Annotated in this window: 12 protein-coding genes and 1 tRNA gene; 5 read left to right on the forward strand and 8 right to left on the reverse strand. The window is 35.9% G+C overall.

Translation table 11 applies throughout. The annotated features are described in order from the left end of the window. Positions 1-8: 8 nt before the first annotated feature. The 4 genes from BUC23_RS08145 to BUC23_RS08160 all read right to left on the reverse strand — a co-directional run bounded on the left by BUC23_RS08145 (position 9) and on the right by BUC23_RS08160 (position 9,592). Positions 9-407 (reverse strand): hypothetical protein, encoded by a 399-nt coding sequence (locus tag BUC23_RS08145; RefSeq protein WP_073208225.1) that lies wholly within the window; start codon positions 405-407, stop codon positions 9-11. Positions 408-1,176: 769 nt separating this feature from the next. Next, entirely contained in the window at positions 1,177-4,851 is a 3,675-nt protein-coding gene (gene purL / locus BUC23_RS08150; protein ID WP_073208227.1) for a phosphoribosylformylglycinamidine synthase, read from the reverse strand. A 111-nt stretch (positions 4,852-4,962) separates the two neighbouring features. After that, a complete protein-coding gene (locus tag BUC23_RS08155; protein WP_073208230.1) occupies positions 4,963-7,794 on the reverse strand; it encodes an endonuclease in 2,832 nt (943 codons plus the stop codon). Positions 7,795-8,065: 271 nt separating this feature from the next. Then, the gene (locus tag BUC23_RS08160) at positions 8,066-9,592 is read right to left on the reverse strand and encodes a hypothetical protein (RefSeq protein ID WP_073208233.1); all 1,527 of its coding nucleotides are present in this window, start codon (positions 9,590-9,592) and stop codon (positions 8,066-8,068) included. A 138-nt stretch (positions 9,593-9,730) separates the two neighbouring features. Here BUC23_RS08160 and BUC23_RS08165 point away from each other — a divergent pair, with 138 nt between their 5' ends. The 5 genes from BUC23_RS08165 to BUC23_RS08185 all read left to right on the forward strand — a co-directional run bounded on the left by BUC23_RS08165 (position 9,731) and on the right by BUC23_RS08185 (position 13,875). Then, complete coding sequence (locus BUC23_RS08165) at positions 9,731-10,159, forward strand: PaaI family thioesterase (protein ID WP_073208236.1); 429 nt, start codon at positions 9,731-9,733, stop codon at positions 10,157-10,159. Between the two features lie 46 nt (positions 10,160-10,205). Next, positions 10,206-11,297 (forward strand): chorismate-binding protein, encoded by a 1,092-nt coding sequence (locus tag BUC23_RS08170; protein WP_073208239.1) that lies wholly within the window; start codon positions 10,206-10,208, stop codon positions 11,295-11,297. Between the two features lie 94 nt (positions 11,298-11,391). Beyond that, positions 11,392-12,108, forward strand: a complete 717-nt coding sequence (gene bshB1, locus BUC23_RS08175; protein WP_073208242.1) for a bacillithiol biosynthesis deacetylase BshB1 — start codon at positions 11,392-11,394, stop codon at positions 12,106-12,108. 74 nt (positions 12,109-12,182) lie between these two features. Beyond that, a tRNA-His gene (locus BUC23_RS08180) sits at positions 12,183-12,258 on the forward strand. 420 nt (positions 12,259-12,678) lie between these two features. After that, on the forward strand, positions 12,679-13,875 hold the full coding sequence (locus BUC23_RS08185; RefSeq protein WP_073208246.1) for a PAS domain-containing sensor histidine kinase: 1,197 nt from the start codon (positions 12,679-12,681) through the stop codon (positions 13,873-13,875). 251 nt (positions 13,876-14,126) lie between these two features. On the opposite strand, the gene BUC23_RS08190 is transcribed toward BUC23_RS08185, so the two are convergent. The 4 genes from BUC23_RS08190 to BUC23_RS08205 form a co-directional block, all read right to left on the reverse strand. Next, on the reverse strand, positions 14,127-15,140 hold the full coding sequence (locus BUC23_RS08190; RefSeq protein WP_073208249.1) for a M28 family peptidase: 1,014 nt from the start codon (positions 15,138-15,140) through the stop codon (positions 14,127-14,129). 5 nt (positions 15,141-15,145) lie between these two features. Further along, positions 15,146-16,201, reverse strand: coding sequence for a DUF3667 domain-containing protein (locus BUC23_RS08195; RefSeq protein WP_073208251.1), 1,056 nt, complete (start codon positions 16,199-16,201; stop codon positions 15,146-15,148). 98 nt (positions 16,202-16,299) lie between these two features. Next, positions 16,300-17,070, reverse strand: a complete 771-nt coding sequence (locus BUC23_RS08200; RefSeq protein ID WP_073208254.1) for a dienelactone hydrolase family protein — start codon at positions 17,068-17,070, stop codon at positions 16,300-16,302. 332 nt (positions 17,071-17,402) lie between these two features. Beyond that, on the reverse strand, positions 17,403-17,858 hold the full coding sequence (locus tag BUC23_RS08205) for an Lrp/AsnC family transcriptional regulator (RefSeq protein WP_073208256.1): 456 nt from the start codon (positions 17,856-17,858) through the stop codon (positions 17,403-17,405). Positions 17,859-18,024 lie beyond the last annotated feature (166 nt).

An 18,024-nucleotide genomic window follows, 5' to 3' on the forward strand; every position in this document is an offset into this window, starting at 1 on the left:
TTTTTTTATCAATTAACAATAATGAATTCAACAGATACTAATTTTATTGAATTTATCTTTCCTAATGTTAGATTAAAAGGTTCTTCAACATTATAAACTTCTGTAAAGCTTGAATTTGCTGCAATTTCAATATAAGGCGGAACTTTTTTGATAGGAGTTAATATCAATCCATCATAATTTGAAGTTATATGAGAAACTCCTTTTATTGCAACATTGTTAGGGTTAGTATATTTTATTTCATAATGTAAGCGAGATGAATTATTACCTGTGTCAGGAGTATATTCAAATAATAAAACTTCATAAGTAACATTTTTCAATGTTTCTTTTTCAGGTGTTGAATCATTGTCATTAGCACAGCCAAAAAGCATTAGAAACAACGGAAGTAAAAAAAGCACTTTTATTTTCATAACATTAAATTCTTTTCGAGCTAAAATCCTGATAAAAATCAGTAGCGTCTCGTTAACGGAGCAATCCAGTATAACGTTCCCGCGCTACAAGCAGTTTGGGACTAAATTAAGCCCATTCTTCGGATTTGCCAAATCTTCCAAATACAAAACCATATTTAAATTAAGCCAAATCCCCAAATTGCTTGTAGCGTGTGTTATAGGGCGGTTGTTTTGTTGAAATTACAATTATCACACAAAATTTTCACGCTTCTGTTGGCAAAATCCAATTTTCACTTTTCTGTTCGTAATTTCGGCGTATTATTTTCAATTATTCACTTTTTAATTTCTGCGTTAAACTTTTCAAGTTTCTGCTGGCGGATTCCGACTTTCACGCTTCTGCTTTTCAGATTCCAATTTTCAAGCTTCAGTTGGTAAGTTCAAACTTTCCCGCTTCAGTTTTTCGTCTGTTTATTGTCAGAGCCCAACTTTCCGACTTCTGTTGGCGATTTCAATTTCACGCTTCTGTTTTGTAATTTTCTGCGAGTTACAAACTTTATTTGAAATCGAAATTAACTGCGTAATTTCGGCACAACTGCCCTATAACTTGTATATATGCGAAACAAACTTTCGTATATACACCCAATTATGGCTCGATAGGCGAAACTTTGTTCGTTTTATCTATTTTCAAATATATTAAAATTTTCTTACAAATTATCAATGAGATTTTAAATCGTTCCCACAAAAAAAGCGCTCCTTTTCAGGAACGCTTTCAATATAATAAATCAAAAAATTATTTTTTATCCATCCATTTTCTGGCATTGACAAAGGCTTCATGCCAAGGTGAAACTTCATCGTCTCGGTCTTTTGGGTAATGCGCCCAGTTCCATTGAAACGTAGAACGCTCGATGTGTGGCATCATAACCAAGTGACGTCCTGTTTTGTCGCAAAGCATCGCAACATCAAAATGAGAACCGTTTGGATTAGCAGGATAGCCTTCATAGGCATATTTAGAAACAATATTGTAATTTTCTTCGCCCATTGGCAAGTTAAATTTTCCTTCTCCGTGTGAAACCCAAACTCCAAGGGTACTTCCTGCTAATGAAGAAAGCATCACTGAATTATTTTCCTGAACCGTAACCGAAGTAAAAATACTTTCGTGTTTTTGGCTCTCGTTATGCAACATTTTTCCGTGTACTTCATGCTCCGGATTAATTACTTCGAGTTCCATAAACAATTGGCAACCGTTACAAATTCCCACTGACAACGTATCTTCACGTTTGAAGAAATTGTCTAAAGCGGTTTTTGCTTTTTCGTTGTATAAAAACGCTCCCGCCCAACCTTTGGCAGAACCCAGTACATCCGAATTTGAGAATCCTCCCACAGCACCAATAAACTGAATGTCTTCCAAAGTTTCACGACCCGAAATCAAATCGGTCATGTGAACATCTTTCACATCAAAACCAGCCAAATACATCGCATTCGCCATTTCACGTTCCGAATTACTTCCTTTTTCACGGATAATTGCCGCTTTTGGTCGTGGTTGAGAAGCGTCGATTACGGGTTTCTTTCCTGTAAAATGAGTTGGGAAAGTATACTGTAATGCTTGGTTTTTATAATTGTCGAAACGCGCTTGTGCTGTTCCGTTCTTTGATTGTTTTTGGTCTAATAAAAATGAAGTTTTAAACCAAATGTCCCTGTATTTTGCAATGTCTAATTTGCAAGGACCAAAGTCTAAAGTCGCTTCACTGGTTGCAGTTCCTAATTTGTAGAAACTAACCCCGTTTTGGTTTAACTTGTTTTCTAAAGTGGCATCGTTTTTAGCTTGAAAAACAATTCCAATGTTCTCTGCAAAAAGATATTTGATGATGTCTTTTTCTTCAAAAACAGAGAAGTCTATTTTTGCTCCCAAATTCACATCAGCAAAACACATTTCCAATAAAGTCGTGATCAAACCACCACTTCCAATATCATGTCCTGCAAGAATGTTATCTTCCAAGATTAATTCCTGAATGGTATTGAACGCTTTTTTGAAGAAAGCCGCGTCTTTTATTGTTGGCGTTTCGGTTCCAATTTTGTTCAGAACTTGTGCAAAAGATGAACCTCCTAATTTATATTCGTCTTGCGACAAATTGATATAATAAATAGAACCGCCGTCTCTTTGTAAAACAGGTTCCACTACTTTTCTGATATCCGTACAGTTACCACCTGCCGAAATAATTACCGTTCCCGGCGCAATCACTTCGTCATTCGGGTATTTTTGCTTCATAGAAAGCGAATCTTTTCCAGTTGGAATATTGATTCCCAATTCGATTGCAAAATCAGAACATCCTTCAACAGCAGCGTACAAACGAGCGTCTTCACCTTCGTTTTTACACGCCCACATCCAGTTGGCCGAAAGGGAAATTCCTTTCAATCCGTCTTTAATTGGTGCCCAAACAATGTTTGATAATGATTCGGCAATCGCATTTCTGCTTCCTGCCACAGGATCAATCAAAGCCGAAATAGGAGCGTGGCCTATTGAAGTCGCAATTCCTTCTTTTCCTAAATAATCCAACGCCATCACACCACAATTGTTCAATGGTAATTGCAAAGGTCCCGCACATTGTTGCTTGGCCACTTTTCCGCCCACACAACGGTCGACTTTATTAGTCAACCAGTCTTTACAGGCAACCGCTTCTAATTGAAGTACTTGCTCTAAATAAGTGGCGATATTTTTTGTGGTATATTCTAAACCAGCATAGTTGTATTCGATCGTTTTATCGGTCATCACTACTTTTGGAGAACTTCCAAAAAAGTCTTCCAAAGCAAAATCCATTGGTTTAGCACCGGTAGTTTTTGACTCGAAAGTAAAACGATGATCACCGGTTACTTCTCCCACTTGATACATTGGAGAACGTTCCCGATCAGCAATTTTTTGAAGTAAATCAATATTTTCTTTTCCAATAACTAATCCCATTCGCTCCTGAGATTCGTTACCGATGATTTCTTTTGCAGAAAGCGTAGGATCGCCCACAGGCAATTTGTCTAAATCAATCAAGCCTCCTGTTTCTTCCACTAATTCCGAAAGACAGTTTAAGTGTCCTCCAGCGCCGTGATCGTGAATGGAAACAATTGGATTATTGTCGCTTTCTACCAAACCACGAATGGCATTGGCAGCACGTTTTTGCATTTCCGGGTTCGAACGTTGTATCGCGTTCAATTCAATTCCTGAACCAAAAGCTCCAGTGTCTGCTGAGGAAACCGCAGCTCCACCCATCCCGATTCTATAATTTTCACCACCCAGAATAACGATTTTATCGCCTTCTTGTGGTTTGTGTTTTATCGCTTGGTCTAATTTTCCGTACCCAATTCCACCAGCCTGCATGATTACTTTGTCGTAACCTAATTTTCTAGCCTGTGTTGAGCCTGCAGAAGCATTTTCTTGGTGTTCGAAAGTAAGAACAGAACCCGTGATTAGGGGCTGTCCAAATTTGTTTCCAAAATCAGAAGCTCCGTTAGAGGCTTTGATCAAAATATCCATTGGCGTTTGATACAGCCATTTTCTTTCTGAAACTGCATCTTCCCATGCTCTGTTTTCTGCTAATCTGGAATACGAAGTCATGTAAACTGCGGTTCCTGCTAATGGCAACGAACCTTGTCCACCTGCTAAACGGTCACGGATTTCTCCACCTGAACCTGTTGCAGCTCCGTTGAAAGGTTCTACGGTTGTTGGGAAATTGTGTGTTTCCGCTTTTAATGAAATAACCGAATCAAAATCTTTTGTTTCGTAGAAATCCGGTTTGTCAGCGCTTTTTGGAGCAAACTGTTGCACTCTTGGTCCTTTAACAAAAGCCACGTTGTCTTTGTAAGCCGAAACGATATCGTTAGGATTTTCTTGAGACGTTTTCTTAATCATTTTGAATAAAGAAGACTCTTTCTCTTCGCCGTCAATTATAAATTTTCCGTTGAAAATCTTATGGCGACAGTGTTCTGAATTGGCTTGTGAGAAACCAAAAATTTCAGAATCCGTTAGTTTTCGCCCTAATTTAATCGCTAAATTATCTAAATAATCTACTTCATCAGGACTTAAAGAGAGTCCTTCTTTTTTATTGTAAGCGGCAATATCATCGATGTCCAAAATAGCTTCCGGAAGTACGTTGATAGTGAAAATATCTTGATCTAGCTCGGCGTATTTTTGCGAAAGCATTGGGTCAAAATCAGAGAAGTCCGCTGTAGTTTTGTGAAATTCTTCGATTCGAATGATTCCCGCAATCCCCATGTTTTGGGTGATTTCGACAGCATTCGTGCTCCAAGGCGTAACCATAGCGGCACGAGGACCAACAAAAAAATCCGTTAGTACGGATTTTTCTATTTTATTTGAGTCGGCAAAAAGCCAGTTTAATTTTGAAATGTCTTGAGCTGAAATTTCGTTTTGCGTTTGTACTGCAAAAACAGTTTTGCTTTGGTTTTCAAAGAAATGGATCATTGTTGTATAGTTTGTTGTATTGCGGTGCAAATTTAGTCAATTAAGATTAAATTTGGAACAAAAAAAAGCGGCAATTTTGCCGCTTTCTAATTATCGATGCTGCAACTAAAACTAGTTTATAATCAGTTTCTTAATCAAGGATTTTGAGTCGTCTGTTATTTTTACCAGATACACTCCTTTGTTAAGGTTCGTCACAGATAAGGCTGAGCCGTCTGCGTTCTTAATTTCAAAAACCTTCTGACCTAGGACATTAAAAATTTCAATTGAAAAGGCTTTATTCGAATTGTCTATTGAAAAGTTCCCGTTCGAAGGATTTGGATACATTTTAAAATCGCTATTATCTACAATTGCAGTCGTTTTAGTTGATTTTGTTGCGATACGACTTCCAAAATTACTACAGGTGTCAACGGCATAGGAATCCCATTGCGTAGTAATATTGAATGTTGTAGTTGGAGAAGTTACAGTCGATTTTCTTCTTAAAGTTACATCAATTGCAAAATCCGCCGTTCCTCCATTAAAAGTTCCAATGATATCGATTAAGACTCCGTTTTTAAATAAACCTACAGCATCATTTCCATTAAATGCCATTTCAGCAGCTGATGTAGAAAGGTTTGCTGTAGTTGTAGAATAACAACTTAAAGCAATCAAACTGTTTACAATCGTAAATTTACCGCCGTTATTTAAAGTTCCTGTCAGAGCTAATCCTGTACTCCAGGCTCCGGCACCATTTGTTTGTTTTTTAATGCTGTAAATTGACATATTTACGGCACCTCCTGTAGCATTCGAAATTTCCAATGCTTTGTTATTAGAAGAACCCTCAATATATTCAGAAAACAATAAGTCGGAAGCAGTTGAACCACCCGCAATAGTAGTAACATTAACTGTATTGCTTGCTGCGGAAACATTTCCGGCGGCATCTTTAGCTTTTACAGAAAAAGTGTAGGCTGTTGAAGCTGTTAATCCCGTTACAGCATAAGTAGTTGCGATTACAGTAGCTTTCAAAGTCGCACCTTGGTACACATCATAGGCAGTTACGCCTACGTTATCCGTTGAAGCTGTCCAAGATAAATTGGTAGCGGTTGCGGTAGTTCCTGAAGCTGTTAAAGACGTTGGAGCTGTTGGAGCAGTCGTATCGGTTGTTGCTGCGGTAATTGTTACAGAATAATCTTCTACTTGTCCAAAAGGAATCGCTTCACAAGCGGTTGGAATTGCATTGTATTTCAAAGAAACTCTCATTCTGGTTGTTCCTAAAGTTGCCGCAGTTGGTATAGTGATAGAACCTGAAACGGGAGTCGTTGTAGACGCAGCTTTAGACCAAACTAATTCTCCAGCATCTGTAAATAGACCGTTTTGGTTGTAATCAATCCAAACTGCACATCCTTCGCTATATACCGTACTCGTCCAAATAGGTGTAATGGTAATTGTATAAGCAGTTCCACGTGTAGTATTTGTAGCTATTGAAGTGAAGTTTTCATAACCTGCTGTTCCAACAGATGAATTGTTTATGGTTCCAAAAACGACTTTACTGATTTTTTCATCAGCAGTACTGTTTCCTGAAGAAGCGCAATAGGTTGTTGTAGCCGCTGAAGTCGTTACACTAACTACATTGCTTGAAACAGAAATATTTCCGGCAGCATCTTTTGATTTTACTGAAAAAGTGTAAGCTGTGGCAGCTGTTAAACCTGTTACGGAATAAGTTGTGCCAGTTACCGTTGCTTTTAGGGTTGCTCCTTGGTACACATCATACCCTGTTACACCAATATTATCATTAGCGGCAGTCCAACTTAAATTGGTTGCTGTGCTAGTAGTTCCGGAAGCTATTAATGAAGTTGGTGCTGTTGGCGCTACGGTGTCAGTCGCGCCAGTAGTTGTAGCGTTAGCTGTATTGCTTGCAACAGATGTATTTGCTGCTGCATCTTTAGCTTTTACATAAAAAGAATACTCTGTTGATGCTGTGAGTCCAGTGATTGTTGTAGATAATCCCGTTACAGTTGCTTTTAATGCATTATTCATATAAACATCATATCCTGTAACGCCAATGTTATCAGTTGCGGCTAACCAGCTTAATGAAACTGAATTTGATGTTGAAGCCGTTACCGCTAAACTTGTCGGAGCAGTTGGTGCTTGAGAGTCAGCTGTTGGATTCCAAACTGCCTGCACATATTCAGGATGATCGATGTAAGGATTTCTATTGCTTTGTGTACTGTAAATAGCATTGTTACGAGCAATTTCTCTTGCATTTACTGGGTCTTGCGTATTCCAGGCTAAAAGCATGTTTAAAAAAGCAGTTGTAAATACCTGATTGCTTGTTCCGTTAAACATAGGAAAAGTATAACCAGAAACCGTAGTTTCATAACGCGTTGCAAAATAAAAGTACATTCTGGCAATGTCACCTTTGAATTCGTCTATTGGTTCAAAAACTGTACCTGTATAACCTGATACGGCACTTGATCCAAGTTTGCTGCCATTTAAGGAAGTCCAAGTCGCTGATGCAACCATTCCGTGAGGATAATTAGATCTTTGACCGTTTACTTTTCCATCTGTTGGTGTTATAAAATGGGCATCAGAAACCATAGGTGCTGCAGATCCAAAACTAGATTGAGGAATAATGTGCTCTCTGTTGTAGCAATCTCCTTCAACACTATAAGTTCCGCATCTTTGTGTTGTTCCCAAAGAATAATTATAAGGATCAGTTCCAGCAGGTTTTTCAGAATACATGTCCAAAACGGAACCGTCATTTTCATAAAAATTATCAACATCCGAAGTTTGATAGGTAGTATATAAACCAGCATATCCATTGTCAACGTGACCTTTAATAATGTTATATAATTGGGTTTTCAAGGTGTACCCCGTTCCGGTGGCAGTAGAATAATAGCCCGTTGGTATTTGGGCAATACCCGCAGTGCAGAGCATTACTAATAAAAAAGAGTAGATTTTTTTCATCGTTTTAAAAAATTTGGTTTTGGTTAAAATTTGTTGAGGCCAAAACTAAGGCTTTAAATGCGACACTATATTAAGAAATTATTAACATAATTATCAATTTCGTAAATTTAGATAGGAAAATCACTTAAATAATGCTGATATATTACTAAATTAAGGGGTAAACAAGAAATGTTTTTGTTGAAAAGTTTTGGGTTTTAAGATTCAACGGTGCATGAATAAGATTAAATATTCTTTACAGAAAATAATGAAGTTTTTAGTTGTATTGTAGGTACTATTTTGGAAATGGTTTGTTTTGATACGCTCCTAAATCCGGTGGTAAAGTGCGAGTGTTCCCTATGATATCTAATGGAATCAGATAAGCCGAATTCCCTTTTGCGAAAGCGGCAGAAGTATCGTCAATATTGAATTTGTTTTGGGAAACTTTATAGAATTTAGGGTCTTTATTCAAAATTATAGCGTTATAATGTGCAGTATCTGTTCCAAATTGATAATCGGGATTCGTGGTGAATGTATTGGATATATTATCAAATTTCAGCAGACAATTATTGAATTGGTATTGGAAAGCTGCACCCGTTTTTTTCTTCAATATCATTTCAGTGGAATAAGAACCATAGATAATACAATTGTTGAAGGTTGCTGCGGTTAAATCTTTTACTTCAGGAACCGCACCCGTAATGTAGTTGCTCACAAAAACGGCAACTTGCTCAGAACTGTTCCAATTGTTATTGAACGTACAATGCGTGAATTTATAATTTCCTCCGTAAGAACAAGCCAAACTAGCCTGACCCGCATTATTAATCACCAGATTTTCTCCGTTAATTTTTGCGGTCTGCGCCAAAATTCCATAATTAGCACAATTGTAAATTTGGGTATTTTTTATATTTACGGTCGTTCCGTCATTGTTTTGAACCAATAATCCAATGGTAGCATTTTTGATGGTAAGGTGATTCACGGTATTGTTGGTGCTGCCATTGGTTAGCCAAATCGTTCCCCATTGCCCCGGAACATCTGAATAATCAGGTTCTAAACGGTCTCCTTCAAAAATGACTTCTTTCTCGAGTTTATCGGTAGTAGAAACGGCGCCATTCACATTGATCGAAGCAGTATTGGAAATAATAAGACCAGAATTTGCGTGAAAATGAACCCTTGATCCTGCATCAAAAGTTACCGTTTTTCCAGAGGGAACTGCGGCATAACCATAAATTACGTAGGGTTTTGTGTTTTTAAAATGGAGTTCATTTCCGTTTACGGGGTCATTTTCATCCAAAAAGAAACCATCAATTTTTTCGTCACCAATGGGAAGTGTTTCGGTGGTTCCATCAGCAAAACGTTTTGGATAAAGGAAAATGGCATCTTGAATTAAGGTCACCAATTCTATTTTTTGAAGATTTACGCCACTGTCAAACTGAATTTGGTCGGTGTATAGAAAATCAGCTGGATTGGCATCAGCAATATTGGCGGTAGTTTCTATGAAAATATACAAACTGTCCTTGGCTAATAAATCTACATTGCTGAATATTTTACCGTTGTTTCCCTGCATTCCGTCAACGGTCATTCTGTATTTTGAATTCAATCCTTTGGCTAATTGTATGGTGGGAATGGTGATGTCATTTTTACTATTATTATAGACTTTTAATCGGTACGTGCTGGAACCAATGTTAGTGAAAACAGTATCTAAATAAATAGTGTCTTTAGAAAAAGTCAAATCACCTGTGCTGGCAGTTGTCTCAAAATCACTTCGACAGGAGCAAACTGAAATCAATATTCCAATAAATAACAATAAAGTAATAGGACGCATTGTGATAGATTTTTTGTAAAAATAGGAAAAAACTCATTTGGATAGCTATGAATTTTGATTTTGAGATTAGATTATCAATTGTTTTGGTGTTTTCTAAATTATCTTTTAATTAAATTTACATTTTAAAAAAATAAAGGGATGACATTAGATAAAGTTAAAATGCTGGAATACTGCAATGAATTTTCAAAGAATACCTTGATGGAAACCTTAAATATTGAATATATTGATGCAGGAGAAGGTTTTTTAGTAGCCAAAATGCCAGTCAACCCATCTGTTCATCAACCTATGGGATTGTTGCATGGCGGAGCCTCGGTAGCTTTAGCAGAAAGCGTGGGCAGTGCGGCTTCCCATTTTTTTATTAATGATAAAGAACATGAAGTACGTGGAATTGAAATTTCAGCGAACCATTTAAAAAGTATTCGTGAAGGAGTTGTTTACGGTACGGCGCGAATTATTCATAAAGGCAGGACGCTACATCTTTGGGAAATTAAAGTGACAGATGAAGCCGGAAATCTGATTTCATTATGTAAATTGACTAATATGGTTTTGACCAAAGAGAAAAAATAAAATTTGAAGACCGTTTTTCATTAAAATCCATTTTAAAATTTAATCTATGATAGATTTCTATATAAAAGTAAAACAGCAACAAGCTCAGAATTTACCTTTTGTCTTATACAGAAAACCCAATGATATCAAATTAGCGGGTTTTTTTCAGAATAACGACCATTTATATTTTGCCGAAAATTTTGAAGAGAGCGGTTTCGTTTTTGCCCCTTTTGAAGGCAGTCAAATGATTCTTATCCCTAAAAAGGAGTCTGTAAAATGGGAAACTCTAATTACATCTTCAGCAGACAGTACTTTTTCTGATTTCAAAGAATCAGAAGACAGGCAAGCCAAAGAGCATTTTGAAAAACTTGTTCAAAAAGGGATTGATGCTATTGCAAATGGAATTCTGAAAAAAGTGGTTTTGTCACGGAAAGAAATTGTTGGTTTGTCCGGTTTTGATTTAGTCTCCATTTTTGAAAAATTAATTCAAAGTTATCCAACTGCTTTTTGTTATTGTTGGTTTCATCCAAAAATAGGATTGTGGATGGGTGCAACACCGGAAAGATTGCTAAAGGCCACTAATAAGAAGTTTAGTACAATGGCACTGGCGGGAACACAAAAACTTGAAGGTACGGCTGAAGTAATCTGGGAGAAAAAAGAAATGGAGGAACAGCAATTTGTTACTGATTTCATTATAAATAATCTGAAAGATCTGTCTTCAGAAGTGTCGGTTTCCAGTCCTTATACCATTCAAGCGGGAACTTTGGCTCATATAAAAACGGATATTGAGGGCGTAATAAAGGAAAATTCCAGTCTGAAGCAAATAGTTTCCGTATTACATCCGACACCTGCCGTATGTGGCTTACCTAAAGACGCTGCCAAAGCTTTTATTTTGGAAAATGAAGGCTATGAGAGAGAATATTATACTGGGTTTTTAGGAGAGTTAAACAAGGAAGGATTTAACAAAGAGGAATTAAAAACGGATTTATACGTTAACTTGCGGTGCATGCAAATTAAGATGGGTGCGGAACTCGCAATGACGCAAGCGCATTTGTATATGGGCTGCGGCATTACAGTTGATAGTATTCCTGAAAAAGAGTGGAGGGAAAGCGTTAATAAATCGGCGACGATGAAGAAAATTTTAGATTTGGAGCAGTAATTCACAAAATGATTTCTGTTTCTGATGCAGTAAAATAAACAGTTGCTTTGCAACATTAAACATTAAATAAAAAAAAACTTTAAACGAATTTTTGATGAAATTAGATATACTAGCTTTTGGTGCGCATCCGGATGATGTAGAATTAGGCTGTGCCGGAACCATTTTAAAAGAAATTTCCTTAGGTAAAACAGTTGGAATAATTGATTTAACCCGCGGTGAATTAGGAACGCGCGGTTCAGCTGAAATCAGGGATCAGGAAGCAAATGCTGCAGCAAAAATTCTTGGGGTTTTAGTACGCGAGAATTTAGAAATGCGGGATGGTTTTTTTGTAAATGACGAAAAACATCAGCTAGAAGTCATAAAGATGATTCGCAAGTATCGACCAGAGATTGTCTTGTGTAATGCAATTGACGATCGTCATATTGATCATGCAAAGGGAAGCAAATTAGTTTCGGATGCTTGTTTTCTATCAGGATTGAGAAAAATAGAAACTAGTATTGACGGAGTAAATCAGGATGCCTGGAGACCTAAATTAGTTTATCATTACATGCAGTGGAAAAACTTGGTGCCAGATTTTGTTGTTGACATTACAGGTTTTACGGATAAGAAAATTGAATCTATTATAGCGTATCGTTCGCAATTTTATGATGCTAATTCTAAAGAACCGGAATCACCAATCACCAGTAAAAACTTCTTTGAAAGCCTTAATTACCGTTCTCAGGATTTAGGAAGGCTCGTGGGAGTGGATCATGCAGAAGGTTTTACTGTTGAAAGATATTTGGCAGTCAATAGCTTAGGAGATTTGATTTAATTTTCCTGTAATTTTTTAAAAAAATTATTTGCAGAAGTAAACTTATGTTGTATATTTGCCACCGCTAAGCAAATGGTGGTTGTAGCTCAGTTGGTTAGAGCATCGGTTTGTGGTACCGAGGGTCGCGGGTTCGAGCCCCGTCTCCCACCCAGAAAGCAAAAGCTTCGAAGAAATTCGAGGCTTTTTTTGTGGAATAAACTTTCATGAAATTATTGCGTTTATTTATTGGCTTGAATATTGTAATAGGGATGCTGTAAATCGCATGACAATTTGAATTCGGTTAGAATTTTGATCATGAGACAATTGAGGACACTAATTTTGTAGAAAAGGTAAACTCTGAAAACTAGTATAAATAGACTTTCAGAGGCAATTCTAAAAGCGGCAGGAAGTATAAGTTTTTGAAATTGATCGGAGGAATACTGAATATAACAGTTAGATTCTTAAGGTCTGTCTAATAAAGTTCGTTTTTAAGTATTCATATTTCCTTTTGTCTATCTTTGCCTTCATTGATGTCTGATTTTCAAATACTATTTTGTATTCAAAATTTTTAAATATCATTGAAACTAACAAATGAAAAACGAGCAAATCAATTCTAAAATTCTCAAAAGTAATTATATTCCAACTTCGGAATTTTATAGTCAAATCATAGACAGCTTGCAGGATTACTCCATTTTTACTCTTGACAATGATTTTGTAATTAATAGTTGGAGCTCTGGGGCAACAAAAATTTTTGGTTACGAACCGGATGAAATTATTGGGGAACACTTTGACATCATTTTTACAGAAGAAGACAAACAAAATGCTATACCAAAAAATGAAATTATAACAGCATTAAAGGAGGGAAGAGCAACAGATAATAGATGGCACCTTTGTAAAGATAAGAGTGTGTTTTATGCTTACGGATTAGTTTTTCCATTAACTGGAATCGATGGTGAAATGTTAGGATACGTTAAAATCCTTCGCGACTTGACAGAAAGGAAGAAATCAGAAGATGCTATAAAAAATTATGTCAAAGAGTTAGAAGATCTAAATACGCATAAAGAAAGTGTTCTTGCTATTCTTTCGCATGATTTGAGAAGTCCGCTGTCAAGTATAATTGCAACGACTGGCTATTTGAAAGCAAATTTTGAACGACTTGATCCTAGTATTGTTAAAGAAATGCTTGAGCTGCTTCATAAAGCATCGATCGACGAGTTAAATATGTTAGATTACTTAGTCGAGTGGGCAAGAATAAAATATGCAGCGGAAGTGTTTTCTCCAAGAAAAATTGAATTAGTCCAGTATGTGACAAAGGTGTTTGACACATTAAATGATACGGCTTCTTTAAATACAATAAATCTTCATCATGAAATTGAGGAGAATACTAAAGTTTTTGCCGATGGAAAGATGTTGCTTTCGATTATTCAAAATATAGTTTCAAATGCTATAAAACATTCCTTACCCGGCGGTGAAATTACGGTTACGGCTAAAAACCAAGATGATAAAATAATAGTCCGAATCAAGGACTCAGGCATTGGAATGTCTAAAGAAATTCAAGAAAAACTTTTTACGCCGCAAATGAATATCCTATCCAAAGCTAGATTAGAAAATAAAGGCGCCGGGATTGGATTATTATTAGTGAAAGGCTTTTTAGAAAAAAATGGTGGTGAAATATGGGTAGAAAGCACACCTGGGGAAGGTTCTTCTTTTTATTTTACTTTGCCAATGGAAAAACCGCTGCATAAAATAGACAGTGGTGATGAAATTATGTTTGATGAGAGTGCTTAATAATTTTTATACAATATATTAGAGAAAAAGTCCAGTAGATGGGCTTTTTTTGTGTTCTAAATCTAAATAAAAAAAGAGCTTTGAATTTCTTCATGGCTCTTTTTTTTATGGTTTGCGCAAGGGATAGCAGTGTAAATCCTTTTATTATTCTGTCAGGGTTCAAAACCCTGACAGAATAATAAAAGATTGAAACGTATAGCCCGACTAAGCTGTAACGCCAGTGGAAGCGTGGATGTGCCCCAATTATAAATTTATTTTTTATCTACTACCGGACGATTTTCTCTGTTTGCCAATTCCCAGGCGGTTACAAAAGCAAATTGAGCTCTTTTGGCCAATGCGTCATATTCAATTTTATTTGGTTCATCCGTTTTTTGATGATAATCAGCATGAACGCCATTAAAAAGGAAAACAGCAGGAATACCATTTTTGGCAAAATTATAATGATCAGAACGCTCATAAAAATGATTCGGATCTTTTGGATCATTGTATTTATAGTCTAAATCTAATTTTGTGTATTTTGCATTTGCAATAGTACAAATGGTGTTTAAATCAGTTGATAAACGGTCAGCACCAATTACATATACGTAGTTGTTTGTGTTCGCATGTGCGTCATCACGACGACCAATCATATCAATATTAATGTCGGTTATCGTGTTTGCTATTGGAAACAAAGGGTTTTCTGAATAATAGCGAGAACCGTGCAAACCGTGCTCCTCTCCAGTCACATGAAGAAAAAGAATAGAACGTTTAGGACCATGACCATCTTTCTTTGCTTTTTCGAATGCTTGTGCGATTTCCAGTAAAGCGACAGTTCCTGAACCATCATCATCAGCACCATTGTATACTTCGCCATCCTTGATCCCTACGTGGTCGTAATGTGCTGAAATAACCAGAACTTCATTAGGTTTCTCGGAACCTTCGATATAGGCCCAGATATTCTCTGAATCAGGCAAATTTTCGTTGCGTTTTGCGTTTAGGAAAGCAGCGGGGATTCTTTGGTAATAATCAGTGGCTCCTTTAGGAAAGGAAACGTTGTTTTTCTTGTATTGATTGATTAGGTAAATACCTGCTTTTTTTTGTCCTGCAGAGCCCGTTTCGCGTCCTTCCATAGAATCAGCAGCAACGATATACAAATGCGTTTTTAATTCATCTGCTGTAATTGTGTTCATGTACTTTGTAGGGTCGACATCAGTGACACTCATTTTTTGACTGGTGCAACTTATGTTTAAAATTATAAGTAAACTGAATGCGGTTATTTTTCTCATGTTTTTTAATGTAAATTGATAAATGTATATATGGCAAATAAAGCAAGAATTATACTGATTACAATGAAATTAATAAAAAATAAGCAGGTACTTTTTATAAATGAAACCAATCGTGTCTCTCCGTAAAAACGATGATGTGCAGGAAAAAAGTAATAAATCATCCAGATTACTCCAGCCACGTCCATTAATCCTGTAATAAAATTGATTAGGCTGTAGTTCCCGATAAGGGAAGTTGTTTTATGTATGATGAAAAGGATTAGGTTTATCAATAACAAAAACGAATAATAATGAAGCGTGAAAATGCCGTGATCAAAGTAATACCACCTTTTTTTGTCGTGAAAAAGCCATAGAAAAAAGGCAAATAAGGGCATATATATCAATAGTAGTTTTGGAAAATTATGAATAAAAGATTCTGTTCCTTTTTCGATTATTTCCTCAGTGGTATTATTTTGGACAACTATAATCCCTTTTTTTAGAATCCAATATTCAAAGGAATTAAATTTGTCTTCTTGTTTACCGAATTTCTGGATGGAGTCCAGTTCTTGCACAGTTTTGATTTCAAAATTATGAGAATTACTTGCCTTTAGGTCTTTTTCTTTGGACTGACTTATTGTTTTTTGAATGCTGCCTGTAGTCTTTTTTGATGTGTTTTCAGAGATGATTATTTCATTTAGTTTTTTTTCTTTTCGAGTTTCATTTTTCTCCATTGGACTTTTTGAATCCTCTTTCAAAAATTCAGTTGATGCAGGAGGAAAGAGAGAAATTAAAAAAAAAGTAATAAAGCTAATGAAAATATAGAGTCTTACCGGAGCTAAATACGATAATCGTTTTCCGGAAAGATATTCTTTGGTTAAAGTTGCCGGCTTGAATAAGAGGTTTTTTATGGTTTTCCAGAAGGCGTTTTCGTAGTGTGTTAAATCTTCAAAAAAATGAATAAACAGGTGATGGAATGTTTTTCTGGTATCGGTATTTTCCTGACCGCAATTAGGACAAAATCTATTTTCTACAACGTACCTGCAATTTAGACAGGTTTTATCTTTTCTGATTATACTTTTTGACATAAAAAAAACAGTGTAAATTCTAGATTTTTGTTAAATTTTAATATAAAACTAACAAAAAAACCGAACTTCTACTGTTTTTTAAAAAATATATTTAAAAATTATTTTAAAACTTCCTTCAAGAAAGAATTCATTCGTTCCCAGGAACGTTTGGCTGCTTTTTCGTTATAAGCTGCTCCTTTCGAATTATCATTTCCAGCTTCAGGATCTGTAAAGGCATGTACTGAATTAGAGTAATAAATCATTTCCCAATCTGCTTTTGTATCTCTCATTTCTTGCTGAAAAGCGGCTACCTCCGCAGCTGGCACATAAGTGTCATCAGCACCATGTAAAACCAATATTTTTGCAGTGATTGGATTATTAACTCTAGCAGCATCACGTCCTAAACCACCGTGAAAAGAAACTGCTCCTCGAATTTTCATTCCTGCTCTTGCTGCTTCGAGAACACCAGTTCCTCCAAAACAGTAGCCTATCACAACAATGTTATCTGGATTTGCACCTGCTTTTACTAATTGATCTAAAGCAAGTTGAATGCGTCTTTGGTAATCAGTCACATTGTTTTTGTAGAAACCGGCTTGCTTTCCTGCTTCCTGTGTATTTGTTGGGTAGTTTCCCTCGCCATAAATGTCTGCTACAAATGCATAATATCCCATTTTTGACAATTGTTCTGCTGATTGTTTTGCGTGCGTATCTATTCCTTTCCAAGCGGGAAGAATTAAGATTCCAGGTTTAGTTTTGCTTGCTTTTTTTGGAGCAATTGACAATCCATTTAATTTTTGATTTCCATCTGTGTATTTTACTGTTTTCAATTGTGCAAATGCGCCATTGGAAAACAATACGAATCCTAAAAGGGCAAAGAAAATATTTTTCATATCAGTTGTTTTTATTTTTACAAATGTCTCAATTAATTGGTGCTAAAATTACGACTTTGATTTTTTTATCTTATGACTGTATTTTTATTTCTTATGATAATCATTAGAGAGATTATTCTCCGGGATGATAGGTTTTTTTGAACATCTTCTTTCTAAAACAAGATGTCTTTGAATAGTCCTTTTTGATACATTTCAGCCTAGTCGTAGAAATGTTTTGATTTTGGATTGCTGCTATTTCCGCTCGCCAATAGAGACTTGGCTTTTGTTTTTGGACCAAATTATACTGTATATACAAAACTGTTGCCATTAAATCATTTTTGTTGACTATTAAGTTAGAGACTTACATTCCTTTTGAAGGCGCAACCTAACTCTATGATAGAATCTGTTTTTGATATTCCGGGGATATTGTCAATTTTTTCATAAAGAATCTTTCTCATGTGCTCATGGTCTTGCGCTACTATTTTTATGTAAAGTGTAAAAGAACCGGTAACATAATAACATTCGGTTATTTCAGGAATGTTTTTTAATTCGGCAATAATTCGATTCGAATCCTGGTCTTTGTTTAATGTGATGCCGGTGAAAGAGGCCCAATCGAAACCAATTTTTTTCTCATTAATAATTGGTTTTATCCCAATAATTATTCCTTGGTCAATTAATCGGTTGATCCGCTGGTGAACCATTGTATTGGATATTTTTAAAGCTGTGGCAATGGCTGAATACGCCATTCTGCCATCTTTTTCAAGTTCTTTAATAATATTGATGTCGAATTCATCTAATAATACATCCATGAGTTTTTCTATTAAATTAAAAAGTAATTTTTAATAAGTATAAAAGTAATTATTATTTTTCATCTAATACTAAAAACAGTAAATACTTTGCGTAAAATGACTTATTTTCGTACAAATAAAAGAAATATTAATTTTTTTACGTCAAAATCAAGTCAAAATCATTGTA

This window comes from Flavobacterium xinjiangense, from assembly GCF_900142885.1.
Lineage (GTDB): Bacteria > Bacteroidota > Bacteroidia > Flavobacteriales > Flavobacteriaceae > Flavobacterium > Flavobacterium xinjiangense.

What these genes read in the sequence shown, in the direction of transcription:
- BUC23_RS08145 (WP_073208225.1), bottom strand. Translation starts at nt 407, where the DNA reads ATGAAAATAAAAGTGCTTTTTTTACTTCCGTTGTTTCTAATGCTTTTT.
- purL (WP_073208227.1), bottom strand. Translation starts at nt 4,851, where the DNA reads ATGATCCATTTCTTTGAAAACCAAAGCAAAACTGTTTTTGCAGTACAA.
- BUC23_RS08155 (WP_073208230.1), bottom strand. Translation starts at nt 7,794, where the DNA reads ATGAAAAAAATCTACTCTTTTTTATTAGTAATGCTCTGCACTGCGGGT.
- BUC23_RS08160 (WP_073208233.1), bottom strand. Translation starts at nt 9,592, where the DNA reads ATGCGTCCTATTACTTTATTGTTATTTATTGGAATATTGATTTCAGTT.
- BUC23_RS08165 (WP_073208236.1), top strand. Translation starts at nt 9,731, where the DNA reads ATGACATTAGATAAAGTTAAAATGCTGGAATACTGCAATGAATTTTCA.
- BUC23_RS08170 (WP_073208239.1), top strand. Translation starts at nt 10,206, where the DNA reads ATGATAGATTTCTATATAAAAGTAAAACAGCAACAAGCTCAGAATTTA.
- bshB1 (WP_073208242.1), top strand. Translation starts at nt 11,392, where the DNA reads ATGAAATTAGATATACTAGCTTTTGGTGCGCATCCGGATGATGTAGAA.
- BUC23_RS08185 (WP_073208246.1), top strand. Translation starts at nt 12,679, where the DNA reads ATGAAAAACGAGCAAATCAATTCTAAAATTCTCAAAAGTAATTATATT.
- BUC23_RS08190 (WP_073208249.1), bottom strand. Translation starts at nt 15,140, where the DNA reads ATGAGAAAAATAACCGCATTCAGTTTACTTATAATTTTAAACATAAGT.
- BUC23_RS08195 (WP_073208251.1), bottom strand. Translation starts at nt 16,201, where the DNA reads ATGTCAAAAAGTATAATCAGAAAAGATAAAACCTGTCTAAATTGCAGG.
- BUC23_RS08200 (WP_073208254.1), bottom strand. Translation starts at nt 17,070, where the DNA reads ATGAAAAATATTTTCTTTGCCCTTTTAGGATTCGTATTGTTTTCCAAT.
- BUC23_RS08205 (WP_073208256.1), bottom strand. Translation starts at nt 17,858, where the DNA reads ATGGATGTATTATTAGATGAATTCGACATCAATATTATTAAAGAACTT.